Below are 12,892 nucleotides of genomic sequence, written 5' to 3'. Positions count from 1 at the left end.
CCGCCGCGCATGGACAACGCAAACGGATACAAGGAGAAATGATGTCAAGTCAGGAACCCATGAACCCCAAGGGGCCCGTGGTGCGCCGCGCCGTCGCCCTGCCGGGCACCGCCGCTACGCCGGATTCCTCCGCGCTGACACCGCTGGGTACGGAGAGCACGGACACCGCCGAGCAGCCGAAGGTCTCGCCGGACGAGTCCGCGTCGGCTGGTGGGCCCGTTGAGTCCGTTGAGTCCCTTGAGTCCGTGACGCCGGGCGCGGCCGGGGCCACCGTGGCGTCCGCCGGGGCCACAGCGGCGTCCGAGGCCGGGGCGCCGGACGTACCGGCGGCCCCGGACGTACCGCCCGCCGAGGCCGGCGGCCACGCGGACGGCCGCGAATCCGCCGACGCCATGGCGTCGGCCGTGGGTGATCACCCGCCGGGCGCCGACACCGGGGTCGGCGAGGAGGACGAGCCCCCCTCGGGCCGTCCCACCAAGGCGCTGCTCGCCGCCGCGGCCATCGCGGGCGCGCTGCTGATATCCCTGCCGTTCCTGGCCTTCGGGGCCGATGACGACGATCACAAGACCAAGGCGGCACCCGAGCCCAACTCCGGCATGACGGTCCCGAAGGCCGAGGAGGAGGGCCCCGGTACGTACGCCGCCGAGTCGCCGACTCCGCCCCCCGCCAAGAAGAGCGAGTCCCCTTCACCGGAGACCAAGCCCCGGCCCGAGCCGAGCAGCGAGCAGCCGAAGTCCCGGCCCCAGCCTGATCCCGAGCCGAGCAGCGAGCAGCCGAAGCCTCGGGCGAAGAAGGTGGTGCCGGCCGGCAAGACCTATCTGCTCGCCCCGGACCAGCGTACGAACTTCCAGCTCAAGAACGTCACGACCGGCCGGTGCGCGGACCTGCCCGGCATGGGCAAGGGCAAGCTCGACGGCGTGGTCCTGCAGCACGACTGCCTTGACGACTGGGGCGCGGACAACCAGGTCTGGGACTTCGTCCTGGCGCAGAAGAACAAGGGGCCCCAGGGCCGCAATCTCGTCGTGATCAAGAACAGGAAGAGCGGCCTGTGCCTTGACCTGCCCGGCCGCGGCGGCAAGCCGGACAGGACCGGGCTCAACCAGACCCACTGCAACCGCACGCTCCAGGACAACCAGCTGTGGTGGGTCGAGAACCGGGGCGGCAACCGGACGTTCTGGATCCACAACTACGCCAGCGATCAGCGGTGCCTGGAGGTCTGGGGCGGGAAGCCCGACTTCGGCGGCAACGAAGCACGTCTGGGCATCTACAAGTGCTCTCCCACTGACGACCACGAGTGGCGGCTGATGTCCAAGGGCGAGTCCTGACGTCCACGCGTCTCCGCCCCCGCGGGTACGGGCACGCCACGTGCCCGCGGGGGCTTCCACGACGCGACGGCCCGGCGTTCACACCGCGACCGGGGCTTTGATGGCCGGGTGGTGTTGGTAGTCGAGCACGTCCACATCGGAGTAGGCGTATGCGAAAAGCGAGGCGGCTTGACGCAGACGCAGCCCCGGGAACGGGAACGGGGTGCGCGAGAGCTGCTCGGTCACCTGCTCGACATGATTGTCATAGAGGTGGCAGTCGCCGCCGGTCCAGATGAAGTCACCCGGTTTCAGGCCGACCTGCTGCGCCACCATGTGCGTGAGCAGGGCATAGCTGGCGATGTTGAACGGGACGCCGAGGAACAGGTCCGCGCTGCGCTGGTACAGCTGGCAGGAGAGTTTGCCGTCGGCCACGTAGAACTGGAAGAAGGCGTGACACGGCGCGAGAGCCATCTTGTCCAGCTCGGCGACGTTCCAGGCGGAGACGATCATCCGGCGGGAGTCCGGGTCCCGGCGCAGAGTGTCGAGGACCTCGCTGATCTGGTCGATGTGCCTGCCGTCCGGGGCGGGCCAGGAACGCCACTGTGCGCCGTAGACCGGACCGAGCTCGCCGTTCGCGTCGGCCCATTCGTCCCAGATGGTGATGCCGTGCTCATGCAGCCAGCCGACGTTCGAGTCGCCTCGCAGGAACCACAGCAGTTCGTACACGATGGACTTCAGATGCACCTTTTTGGTGGTGATCAGTGGGAACCCCTGCGAGAGGTCGTAGCGCAGTTGGTGCCCGAAGACACTTCGGGTGCCGGTGCCCGTCCGGTCGGCCTTGGCCGTCCCGGAGGTGAGTACCAGCCGCAACAGGTCTTCGTACTGGGTGTCCGCCACGGCCGTCGAGTCTACTGGCCACCTGCGAGGCGGCCCCTCATAGTGCTTCAGCGTGCTGCGAACCTTGCCTGTGCCGCACGCGAGGACCCGTTTCCCGTTTCGAGTCCGCCCGCCGCCTGCGGGCCGCACAAAGTTTCCCAGCACGGCCACCGGCCACGCCCGGTCACCGGCCCGGCCCGGCCCGCAGCCGGCCCCGACGACGACCTCACCGCCCGCCGGACCGACGACAGCAAGGCGCGCTCCCGCCAGCGCAGTCCGCCTCGTGGCGCGGTGCGACCCCCGACGCTCTTGCCGGGGTGCCCGCAGCGTGGGCCGTACGGGCGGCAGGCGTGGCGAAGGATGCGGCCACGACGAGTATCAGGACCAGGAACAGCGCGTTGCGGAGTCCGAAGTGCTCGCCGAGTTGGCCGAGTGACGGCGGTCCCACGAGGAAGGCGACGTAGCCGAGGGTGGCGGCGAGGGAGACCCTTGCTGCGGAGTTGTCGCCGGAGTCGCCGGCCGCGGAGAGCGCGACGGGGAAGCCCAGGGACGCGCCGATGCCCCACAGGACGGCGGCTGTCGCCGCGACGGCCTGGTTGTCGACCAGGATCACGAGTGCGATGCCGACGGCGCCGATGACCGCGCTGGCGCGCAGGGCGGCCGCGCGGCCGTAGCGGTCGACGAACCGGCCGCCCGCGAAGCGGCCGACGGTCATCGAGGCCGCGAAGATGGCGTACACGGCCGATCCGAGCGCGGGGTCGAAGTCATGGCCGTCGACCATGACCAGGGGCAGCCAGTCGTTCGCCGTTCCCTCGGCCATGGCGAGGGCGAGGATGATGGCGCCGATGAGCAGCAGTCTCGGTTCCCTCCACACCGCGGGGCGCGCGGAGGCCTGTGCGTGCGTGCCGCTGCCGGTTCGCCGGCCCACCCCGGCAGGAACGTATCGGATCATGGGTACCAGTACCGCCACTACCACGGCGGTGACGACGGCGAGATGCCACAGGACGGGGAACGAGACGGCGGTCAACGTCATGCCGCCGACCGCGCCGACCACCGTACCGAGACTGTAGAAGCCGTGCATCGCGGGGAGGGTGGAACGGCCGAGCAGGCGTTCCACCTCCGCCCCTTCGATGTTGAGGGCCACCTCGCCACCGCCCATCCCGAGGCCGATGAGCCCGAGCCCGAGGGCCACGACCGCATCCGTGCCCGCCGCGGCCCCCAGGCCGATGATGCCGGACCCCGCCGCGGTCGCGAGCGTCCCGGCCGCGATGAGGGGCCGGGCGCCCCAACGGGCCACGAGCGGCCCCGAGCACAGGATGCCCGCCATGGACCCGACCGAGAGCCCGAACAGGACCAGGCCCATGCGTCCGGTGGAGGCCCCGAGCAGGTCGCGCACGTCGGGGGTGCGCGTCACCCAGGAGGCCATGGCCAGACCGGGCAGGAAGAACAGGGCGAACGTGGCGGCCCGACGCCGGCCGAGGCTGACAGTCACAGGGCGTGCCTCCAGGAGATGCCGAACACAGAAGTCTGTACGATCGTACACACTTAGGGGAAGGCGCCTTGTGACACATTGGGGACGTGAGCGGCACACGGCGTGAGATCCCGAACGACCCCGGACGCCGGGAGCGGATTCTCGATGCCGCCCTCGACGTCATCGCCGAGGGCGGTGTGCACAGGACGACCCATCGCAAGATCGCTTCACGGGCCGGTGTCCCCCTGGGCTCCCTGACGTACTACTTCGACGGCATGGACGATCTGCTGGCGCTGGCGTTCGCCCGCCTCGCCGACACGATGTCCCAGCTCTACCGCCGCACCCTGCGCAGCGCGGAGACGACCGCCGAGGCCGAGGCGGCCGTGGTCGAGCTGATCTGCGGGCCGGCCTACGCCACTGACCGCGACATGACGCTCATCTTCGAGATGTATGCGTACGCCAACCACAACACCGCGGTAGCCGCCACCACCTGCTCCTGGCTCGCCCGCAGCCGGGAGAGCCTCGCCCTGCACTTCACTCCCGGAGTGGCCCGAGCCCTCGACGCCCTGATCGAGGGCTGGCCCATGCACCGCCGCTTCGCCGCCGCCCCCCTCAACCGGCAGCTCGTCGCCGGGGTGGTGCACGCCGTCGTCAGCGCCGCGCCTGACCTCCCCGACGAACAGCTGTGACCTCTTCGCCTTGACGCGAGGGGGTCGGGGTGCGCTCAGTCTCAGGCCGGGAGCCGGCGGTGAACTCAGCGAGAGAGCGACGTGCTCGATGTCCGCCCCGGCGGAGGGGGACAGGGCAGCTGCTCAGAGTGCCGGACTGCCGAACCAGCGGCCGGCGGCCCGCTCGAACGCTTCGCGGTCAAAGCCGCTGTCGCCTGCCCAGGCGACGACGCCGTCGGGTCGGACGAGCACGGCACCCAAGCCGAGGTCGTTGCGCGCCACCCCGGCTGCGTACCGGACCCGCTTGTCCCAGCCCTTCGCTGAATCGCGCAGACGACGGTCGGTGGTGAAGTCGAGGGCGACGCCTCGTCCTTCCTGCATCAGGTCGCCGAGGCGGGTGCCGTCCTCGAGACGGAGTTCCGGGGCGTTGCGGCCGACGAGCGGCTGCTCGCTGCCAAGGTCGTAGCGGACCGACGATCCGGACATCTTCGCGAACACGTAGGTCGTTCCGTCACGGGTCCCGATCAGGTCGCGGATCAGTGCCTGGACCGCCTGGCCGTGCTGGTCCGGCTTCATGGCCGCCACCTGGGCGCGCGACCAGTCGAGCACCCCAGCGCCGATCGGATGGCGCTCGCGGGTATAGGTGTCGAGAAGCCCCTCCGGCGCGTTCCCGCGCACGGTCGCAGCGAGCTTCCACCCCAGGTTCAGGGCGTCGCCGATGCCGAGGTTGAGTCCCTGCCCTCCCAGGGGAGAGTGGATGTGGGCGGCGTCGCCCGCGAGCAGGACGCGTCCCTGGCGGTACGTCGTCGTTTGCTTCGCCCGATCGGTATAGCTCGAGGCGAGGTGGACATCGCTCAGCGTCACATCAGTGCCGGACACTCGGCGCAGAACCGCCTGGAGGTGTTCGCGAGTCGGCTGCTGGGAGCGGTCGAACGCGCCTGCGTCGAACTCCATCACGCCGATGTGTCCTGGCACGGGCGTTTGCAGGTACATGCCCGTAGGCGTCAGATGGAACCCGGGGCGCAGCTTTTCGGGATCGGCGACGGTGGCGTGCATGGTGTAGCCGGTGAACTGCGGCTCGGTGCCGACGAAGTCGAAGCCCGCGAGCCTGCGCACTGTGCTGCGTCCGCCATCGCAGCCGACGAGCCAGCGCGCCGCGTACTCGTGCTCGCCGGCGTGTGCGACCACGTTCTCCTCGTTCTCTGTGACGGCTGAGACCCTGACGCCGCGCCTGATCTCCACGCCCAGCTTGGCTGCCCGCTCGGACAGCACCGTCTCAACCGCGTCGAGGTTTGTCATCATGCCTTCCATCGCCGGGCTGGGAAGCCGGTACGGCAGGGCGGTGACGTCGACGTCGGCCGGATCGAGCACCATGCCGGCGAAGTGGCCCACCTGGCGAGGGGGCGTCGGCTCGTCCGGCGCGTCGGGGTAGTCGTTGACGCCCGACGCCGTCAGCAACTGCCGCAGCATCCCGCGGCGGTAGAACGTCTCGACCGACGCGGCGGACAGGCCCCGCAGCCCGAGCGGGAGCGCCCTCCAGGGGGAGTGGAGCCCCGGCTCCTGTTCAAGTACCAGGACGGAGCAGTCCGCGAGGCCGAGCTCGCAGGCCAGGAACAGTCCAACTGGGCCCGCGCCCACGATCACTACGTCATGCACGAAGATCGCCTTTCCCGAACGCATGGATCGGCCGAGTGGGTACCCGGCGGGTTTTCCCGAAAGGTGCCAAACCCCACCGACAAGCAGCCGACGCCGAACCGACAGCCCCCGATACGCGACCGACACCGATCGCCGTCGAGGCTGTGCGCTGTCCGGCGAACCTGGCGGGACAGCGCACAGCCCTGAGGCGGGCCCGGGCTACCCCCGTGCCACCGCGATCGAGCCCTTGAGCCGTTCCCCCGCCTCGTAGATCATGTACGGCACTCCGCCGTCGGTGCCGAACGACGGCGCCGCCGCTCTGCCGTTCTCGGGTGCCCCGGAGTGAGAGTTGTAGAAGACGCCGAGATGGCGACGGAGCGAGAAGTCCGCACCCACCTCGGTGATCATGAGGTCGCCGCCGCTCTCCTTGTCCTTGTTGTAGACCACGTACGCGGAACCGTTGCGCGTGAGCAGGTGGGGGCCGCCGACGTTCACCGCGCCCACGTCCGAGTGGCGCACCAGCGGGGTCTGGTCGAAGGTCCAGGTCCGGCCGTCGGCGGACCAACCCCAGCAGATGTCACGGTGGTTGGTGGTGTTGTTGAGCATGAACAGCATCACGTATCGGGCTCCGCGCGACGGCAGGTCGTGCCGGAAGACCCTGGCGTACGAGGTCTCGGTGGTGCCCGACGGCATCATCGACGTGGACAGGACGACCTTGTCGTACGTGAAGTGGACGCCGTCCTTGGAACGGGCGAGCCGGGTCGTGGTGTTCTCGCCGTGGAAGTACAGCCAGAACTCCTTGAGGTCCGCGTTCCACAGCACATGCGGCGAGGAGACATGACTGACCGAGTAGTGCGGGTCCCACGTGTTCGACACGATGGGGTTCGCCGGGTACTCCGTGAACGGGCCCTCCAGCGAGTTGCCGTAGGCGAGGCAGATACCGCCCGGCGCGTCGTGGGGTGCGTAGTAGAGGTAGTAACGGCCGAGCGGTGACGCCAACTTGTCGTAGACACCGCGCACGGTCGGGAAGATGATCTCGCCCGTCGGGTTGTACTTCAGCTGCGACGGAGTCAGCAGTGTCCGTACGTACGTGTAGTCGGGGAAGCCTCCGGGCGCGGCCGACGCGGTGTGCGTCGACAGGCTGCCGAGGGTGAGCGCGGCGCCGGTGACGGCGGTCGCGCGCAGGAACATACGGCGGTCCAGGCCGGACTGCGGTTCTTGCATGGTCGGCTCCTGAGGTTGGTGGGTGTCGAGAGGACGTCACAGGTGGGTCGCGGCGGTGACGCACAGGCCCCCGAGCGCCACAGCCCACACGTACGGCAGCGTCCGCACCATCACCTGTTGCGGTGAGACGCCCGCGTACTGGGCGCTCCACACCGTCTGGGTGCTGGTCGGGTCGGCGACGCCGAAGACCTGGTTGTACGAGGTGGCCATGCCGAGGACGGCGGTGGCCGGGTAGATACCGGTGGCGATGAGGACGCTCGCGATGCCGGCGCCGAGGCCGAAGACATTCAGCGGACCTCGGTACAGGCACAGCGGCACCAGGAGTGTGAAGACCAGCACGAACAGCACCGCGTTCTGCGGGCTGACCGCCTTGACCAGCGGCTCCAGCGCGTCGACCGCGCCGGGCAGCTTCACCGCGGCGAGCAGGATGCCGATCGCCACGAACAAGGTGATCGGCGGAGCCGCCACCTCGAAGCCGCCGTACAGAGTGCGCAGCAGGCGGCGGTTCATCTCGCGCGGCGGCGTGGTCGTCACCAGCGCGTACAACACCCCCGCCAGCAGCGAGGGGATGATGGCCAGCTCGAAGCCGAGGGCCAGGACGAGCGGCACCACCGGCGTGAGGAGCGCGTACCACGGGGCGTCCCCGAGCTGCTGCCGGCGGCTGCGCGGTTTCGACTCGCCCCGCACCGACGCGAGCGACCACGTGTGCTCCACGCCACGCCGCCGCGACTCCACCAGAACGTATGCGACCGCCGCCACCAGCGCGAAGGGGAACAGCTTCAGCATGAAGCCGCGTACGGTGTCCACGGGCAGTTCCAGCGCCGTGGAGAAGAACTGCCACACCGGCAGCTCGAACGGGATGCCCACCGCGATGCCCATGAGGATCGTGCCGGCGGCCGTCACCTTCGGGATGCCCACCGCGATCATGGCCGGGATCCCGATGAGCCCGGCGAGCATCGCCGCGGGCGCGGACCCCGTCACCGTGCCCACGAGGGCCGACACCGCGAGGACGCCGAGCGCCACGAACACCGGCCGGTCGCCCCCGAATTCGACGATCTTGCGGACCAGGGTGCCCGCGATGCCGGTCTCTTCCAGGAGCTTGCCGAGCCACGAACCGAGCAGGATCGCGATCATCGTGGCCGCCAGCGCGGGCGCGCCCTCCTGGAGCACCGTGTCGAACACGCTGTTCTTTCCGGTCAGCGGCGCGCCCGCGGCGAACGCGATCGCCACGGCGAGCAGCACCAACGCGAACGCGGTGGGCAGCCTGCGGGTGAGCATGGCGGCGACGCCCGCCGCCATCAGGAGCAGAATCACGACACCCATCGATCACTTCTCGCTTTCGGACACCTCTGGATTTCGGAACATGCGGCGGCCAGCGCCTCAGTGAGCAGCAGGGGGCTGCGGCCCAGGCCGCAGGCGGCGCGGGCGTAGGCGTGCGCTGCGAGTTCGTCGGCGCCCGCGACGTGCGCGTACAGGCGGCGCCGCCCGAGCCGCAGTGCCGTGTGGCCGAGCGCCCGCTTGAACTCGGCCCGGACGGGCGCGTGGTGGAGCCAGGCGTGCGCCTGCTCGTGGGCGAGGGCCGCGGCCAGCACCGACCCCGCGGGGAACCAGTGCCGCCAGCCGCGCTGGACGACGAGCCGTTCGGCACGGTCGACCGTGTCGACGTACACCTCGACCACCGGCGGCCGCGACCGGTACCGGGCCAGCAGCCCGGCGGCGAGCCCGCCGTCCCGCTCGACCACCTCGACCGGCGCCGGATCGGGGGTCATACGGCGCCCGAACTCCTCGGCCGCCTCGGCCCACCGGCGCAGGACCAGGGGGTCGCGACCCTCGTGCGTGGGCGTCCCCGCGAGCAGTCGCACGGCGAGATCCAGATCGTGGTCGAGGCCACTGTCGTCGCCGCTCATGCCCGGGACTCCACGACCGCGATCACCGGCTCGTCGGCCGCGCGCGCACGCAGCTCGCTGCGGGCCAGCGCGAGCAGGGCCCCGGGTTCGAGCACACCGGACAGATCCGCGATCCGGCCGCCCACCAGCAGGCGCACCGCGGGCGCCCGCACCCCGCCGTCGCCGTACGAGGTGGCGTCCCACACCAGCGAGGCCAGCGTCTCGCCGGCCGCGCCCACGGTCGTCGTCGTCACCCGCGCGTCGGACACCCCGAGCCGCACCACCCCGTCCGCGTCCACGACCCGCACCGGCCGCCGCATCGCGCGCAGCCGGCGCCGCACCTCCGTGCCGTACACCGTGTACGCGTCCGTGCCGGCCAGGATGTCCACCCGCGTCTGCGGGGCCTTGAGGCTGGCAGCGGCCGCACGCAGCCGCTCGGCGTCATCGGCGCGGTGTGCTCGGTCCTGCGTGCGCAGTTCGGTCGCGCCGGTGGCGACGGCCCGTACGGTGCTGGTCTGCGGGTCGACCGTCACCTCGACCTCGACGCCGTCGGCCGCGGCGCCCTGCGCGACGACCGCGCGCTCGGCCTCGGCGCGCACGGCGAGGATCTGCTCGTGGGTGGCGCCGGGGATGATCCGCTCGACCTGTTCCCGGACCAGCGCGAGCGCCACCCCGATCGGGCTGATGACCTCGTTGTGCCGGGCGATGCGTCCTTCCAGACCGGCGGCCCGGGCCAGGTGCGGGGTCACAGCCGCCGCTCCGCCGCCCCCGCCCACCAGGACGGCGGTCTCCCGGCTGAGCCGGTAGTCGCGGATCATCGCGTCCACGACCCTTCGCACCGATGCGGTCCCCGCGTCCAGCACGGCCCGCGCGGCGCCCGCCACGTCCGTGCCGAGCACGGTGGCCGGCGCGGCGAGCGCCGCCCGCGCCACCTCCTGGTCGCAGCGCGCGAAGTCGCCCTCGGGGACCAGGCCGAGCGCGTTCGCCGCGCACGTCATCGTCACGGCGAACCGGCCGCCCGCCGCGTCCAGGACCAGGTAGTCGTCGGGGTCGCCGTCCATTGGCCGCACGGTGGCGACCTTCGCGTCCCGCAGCTCGTCGAGCGAGGCGAAACAGGCGTAGCGGAGCCCGGCGATGTGCGCGCTGCGCGGACCGACGCCCCTGACCTTCCCACCGGAGACACGCACCATGGAGCCGCCACCGACACCGACGGTGCGCACATCCAGGGCGTTGAGACAGGACGACTTACCGAGGATCGTCGCGTGCCGCACCGCCACCTTGCCGCGACGCACCACACTGATGTCCGTCGACGTGCCACCCGTCTCCAGGAACACCCCCTCGCTGATCCGCTCCTGCATCAGCGCGCCCGCCACCCCGGCCGCCGGCCCCGACAGGACCGTCAGCAGCGGGCGGCGCCGCATCTCGTCCAGCGACATGACACCGCCGTCGCACCGCATCACCATCAGGGGGGCCGTGACCCCGGCCTTCGTGATGGAGGAGTCGACGAGATCGGCCGTGGCCAGCATGCGCGGCAGGATCGCCGCGTTCACCACGGCGGTACGGGTCCGCTTGTGCAGCCCGTACAGCGATGTGATCTCGTGTGCCGCCGCGACCGGCAGCCCCGTGGGCCGCGCCGCGTCGAGCACGGCCCGCTCCCCTTCGGGCCGGTCCACCGCGAACGGCTCGGTGGCGACGAGGACCTGAGCGCCCTCCTCCTGGGCGCGGGACACCGCGGCCCGTACCGCATCGCTGTCGAACGGGTCCGCCACATGCGCGTACACCAGCGGAAGCCGCTTGCCCGGGGCGAGTTCGAGCTTCTCGAACCCGGCGAGGCGCCGGGTGAGCACGGCACCCGCCCCCGTGCCGATCCCGATGAGGCCGACCTTCGCCACATCGCCCTCCAGGAGCGCGTTGGTGGCCTGGGTCGTGCCGTGCGCCAGGAACGTGACCTCGGCCGGGGCGCGCCCGATCTGTTCGAGGAGACGGTCGAGCGCCTGGACGATGCCGTGTGCGACACCCTCCTCATGGTGGTGGCTGGTGGGCACTTTCACCTGGCCCACCAGTTCGAGTGTCGCGGCGTCGACGGCCACGGCGTCCGTGAACGTGCCGCCTACGTCGATACCGACGCGGACGCGACGGTCAGGGGGCATGTCAGGCACCTCCTTGTGCGTTGACGTACGTAGGGTGCTGAAGGGGGCCGGTCAGTAGCCGGCCGGTCAGTAGCCGCGGACATCGGGCCAGCGCCTTTGCACGCCCGCCCGGTCCAGCACCCGCCCGAACTCCTCGAACCGCTTGTCCTGTGCCTGCACCTGGTGCGGCTCCACGTCCTCGGCCAGGCAGTGCGCGGCAAGCGCGCCCGCGACCTCGCCGACGTTCCACTCCACGGGGTGCAGGCGGTAGCAGCCGTTGGTGATGTGCGTCGTGCCGATGTTCTTGCCGGCGGGCAGCAGGTTCCGCACCCGGCGCGGCACCATGGCGCCCAGAGGAATCTCGAACGGCACCGATCCGATGTCGATGTAGGTGTCGCCGCCGGTCGAGGGGTGCAGATCGATGCGGTAGCCCCCGACGCCGACCGAGTCCCGGTAGTGCTTGGTGCCGTACGGTCCCACGACGTCGATGGCGACGTCCTGCTCGACGACGGTGGTCACCGCCTTGATGCGCCGCGACTCGCGCACGTAGGCCGCCTTGGCGAGTCCATCGGCCGTGCCCGTCACATCGGGGCGGATGCGCAGCCCGGGGAACCCGGTGCCGCCGTCCGCCCGCGGCGCCTCGGTCTGCAGCCAGTACAGGACGGACAGCGACAACTGCCTCGCCTCGCGCAGCGCCTCGGCCTCCTGGCCGATGCAGGGCTTCAACCAGTAGTCGTTCAGCGGCCAGTTGACCAGCGTGATGTCCGAGTCGAAGGCTCCTGGCCGGTGCAGCTTGCGCGCCAGGATGCGGCGGAAACCCCACAGCTCCTTGTCCCCGGCGTCCGCGCTCTGGTCCGCGCTGACGGCCAGCGGGTCCAGCTCGGGGTTGGGCACGAACGAGCGGGGGACAGGCTCCAGGGTCCGCGGGTCGGGAGCCTCGAACCCGAGCAGCGGCCCCGGCCAGAAGTCGGGGCGGTACGCGCGCCAGAAGTCGTAGTCGTCGGGCCGGTCGATCGTGTGGTCCTCGCCCTCGTGGTGTGAGAGCGCGAAGCACACCGTGATGCCTTGCTGGTTGCCGGGCTGCGCCTGGCTGGGGGCGTGCGGCTCGTCGAACTCGGCATGCGCCTCGGCTCCGCTCGCGTGCTCCACACCGGCCAACTCCAGCAGCTCACCGGTCTCGGTGGCGTCGATGACGTACGGTGCGGCGAAGGTGCGCAGGGTGCCGCTGCGCAGGTCCCGCACCGTGACGGCCGTGATGGCATCGTTGTCGTGCTCGGCGGAGACGGCCCGGTGCTCGGTCAGGACGGTCAGCAGCCCGGACGCCCGGTGCGGCGCGAGCATCGCCTCCAGGACGGCGAGCGCGACCCGCGGCTCATGGCACAGTTTGCTGACGCACCCCGCGCCCGGGTTGAGCTCGGTGAGCCCGAGCGCTTCGCCCCGCAGCGGATACCACTGCCGGTAGTAGGCCCGGATGCCTTCGCGCAGGGCCCGGTACGTCGCCGTCGTGCCGAACCGCTCCACCCACGGGTGCTCGTCCGGCGGCACGGCCTGCGCCGTCAGCTGCCCACCGACCCAGTCGGTCTCCTCGGTCATCACGACGCGTCGGCCCGCTCGGCAGGCGGCGAGTGCCGCGGCGACCCCGCCGAGGCCGCCGCCGACGATCAGAATCTCTGGCTGAGGTGTCACCGTGCTCCTCGCG

At 71.1% G+C, this 12,892-nt stretch carries 10 protein-coding genes; 2 read left to right on the top strand and 8 right to left on the bottom strand.

All coding sequences use genetic code 11. From position 1 onward, the window contains the following. The first annotated feature begins 41 nt into the window (after positions 1 to 41). On the top strand, positions 42 to 1,325 hold the full coding sequence (locus ACFZDL_RS04855) for an RICIN domain-containing protein (protein WP_353591953.1): 1,284 nt from the start codon (positions 42 to 44) through the stop codon (positions 1,323 to 1,325). Between the two features lie 78 nt (positions 1,326 to 1,403). Here the strand turns inward: ACFZDL_RS04855 and ACFZDL_RS04850 are convergent, their stop codons facing one another. Both ACFZDL_RS04850 and ACFZDL_RS04845 read right to left on the bottom strand, forming a co-directional pair. Then, positions 1,404 to 2,201, bottom strand: coding sequence for a thymidylate synthase (locus tag ACFZDL_RS04850; RefSeq protein ID WP_353591952.1), 798 nt, complete (start codon positions 2,199 to 2,201; stop codon positions 1,404 to 1,406). Between the two features lie 205 nt (positions 2,202 to 2,406). Next, complete coding sequence (locus tag ACFZDL_RS04845) at positions 2,407 to 3,672, bottom strand: MFS transporter (protein ID WP_353591951.1); 1,266 nt, start codon at positions 3,670 to 3,672, stop codon at positions 2,407 to 2,409. Between the two features lie 86 nt (positions 3,673 to 3,758). On the opposite strand from ACFZDL_RS04845, the gene ACFZDL_RS04840 reads away from it, so the two are divergent. Beyond that, entirely contained in the window at positions 3,759 to 4,340 is a 582-nt protein-coding gene (locus ACFZDL_RS04840) for a TetR family transcriptional regulator (RefSeq protein ID WP_353591950.1), read from the top strand. Positions 4,341 to 4,463: 123 nt separating this feature from the next. Here ACFZDL_RS04840 and ACFZDL_RS04835 read toward each other — a convergent pair whose 3' ends face one another. The 6 genes from ACFZDL_RS04835 to ACFZDL_RS04810 all read right to left on the bottom strand — a co-directional run bounded on the left by ACFZDL_RS04835 (position 4,464) and on the right by ACFZDL_RS04810 (position 12,879). Next, positions 4,464 to 5,975 carry an FAD-dependent monooxygenase gene (locus ACFZDL_RS04835; protein ID WP_353592144.1) on the bottom strand — a complete coding sequence of 504 codons (1,512 nt, stop codon included), beginning with the start codon at positions 5,973 to 5,975 and terminating at the stop codon, positions 4,464 to 4,466. Between the two features lie 198 nt (positions 5,976 to 6,173). Then, complete coding sequence (locus tag ACFZDL_RS04830; protein ID WP_353591949.1) at positions 6,174 to 7,178, bottom strand: twin-arginine translocation signal domain-containing protein; 1,005 nt, start codon at positions 7,176 to 7,178, stop codon at positions 6,174 to 6,176. Between the two features lie 36 nt (positions 7,179 to 7,214). Continuing rightward, the gene (locus ACFZDL_RS04825; protein ID WP_353591948.1) at positions 7,215 to 8,501 is read right to left on the bottom strand and encodes a transporter; all 1,287 of its coding nucleotides are present in this window, start codon (positions 8,499 to 8,501) and stop codon (positions 7,215 to 7,217) included. Then, positions 8,489 to 9,085, bottom strand: coding sequence for a hypothetical protein (locus tag ACFZDL_RS04820; RefSeq protein ID WP_353591947.1), 597 nt, complete (start codon positions 9,083 to 9,085; stop codon positions 8,489 to 8,491). Before ACFZDL_RS04820 ends, ACFZDL_RS04825 begins: the two co-directional genes overlap by 13 nt. Continuing rightward, complete coding sequence (locus ACFZDL_RS04815) at positions 9,082 to 11,214, bottom strand: hydantoinase/oxoprolinase family protein (RefSeq protein WP_353591946.1); 2,133 nt, start codon at positions 11,212 to 11,214, stop codon at positions 9,082 to 9,084. The genes ACFZDL_RS04820 and ACFZDL_RS04815 overlap by 4 nt, the downstream gene beginning before the upstream one ends. A gap of 66 nt (positions 11,215 to 11,280) precedes the next feature. Further along, positions 11,281 to 12,879 (bottom strand): FAD-dependent oxidoreductase, encoded by a 1,599-nt coding sequence (locus ACFZDL_RS04810; protein ID WP_353591945.1) that lies wholly within the window; start codon positions 12,877 to 12,879, stop codon positions 11,281 to 11,283. Between the last annotated feature and the right edge of the window lie 13 nt (positions 12,880 to 12,892).

The sequence above is a fragment of the Streptomyces sp. NPDC007917 genome, from assembly GCF_042959105.1.
Classification (GTDB): domain Bacteria; phylum Actinomycetota; class Actinomycetes; order Streptomycetales; family Streptomycetaceae; genus Streptomyces.
Note: the sequence above shows the minus strand (reverse complement) of the source record. Positions and strands in the feature narration are given on the sequence as shown.